Below are 407 nucleotides of genomic sequence, written 5' to 3' on the forward strand. Positions count from 1 at the left end.
CAGGTCGGCGTGCCGTACATCGTCGTGTTCCTGAACAAGGCCGACATGGTGGACGACGCCGAGCTGCTGGAACTGGTCGAAATGGAAGTCCGCGAGCTGCTGAGCAAGTACGACTTCCCGGGCGACGACACCCCGATCATCTCGGGCTCGGCCCGTCTGGCGCTGGAAGGCGACCAGAGCGATATCGGCGTGCCGGCCATCATCAAGCTGGTCGAGGCGCTGGACACCTGGATCCCGCTGCCGGAACGTGACGTGGACAAGACCTTCCTGATGCCGGTGGAAGACGTGTTCTCGATCTCGGGCCGCGGCACCGTGGTGACCGGTCGTATCGAGCGCGGCGTGATCAAGGTCGGCGAAGAAATCGAAATCGTCGGTATCCGCGACACCCAGAAGACCACCGTGACCGG

The 407-nt window shown here is 63.6% G+C and carries 1 protein-coding gene; it reads left to right on the top strand.

Features of this window, described 5'->3' with window-relative positions; translation table 11 throughout:
* A partial coding sequence (locus tag KVS69_RS18895; RefSeq protein ID WP_254622290.1) for a GTP-binding protein occupies positions 1–407 on the top strand: 407 nt, incomplete at both ends.

The sequence above is a fragment of the Stenotrophomonas sp. GbtcB23 genome, assembly GCF_019091045.1.
Lineage (GTDB): Bacteria > Pseudomonadota > Gammaproteobacteria > Xanthomonadales > Xanthomonadaceae > Stenotrophomonas > Stenotrophomonas rhizophila_A.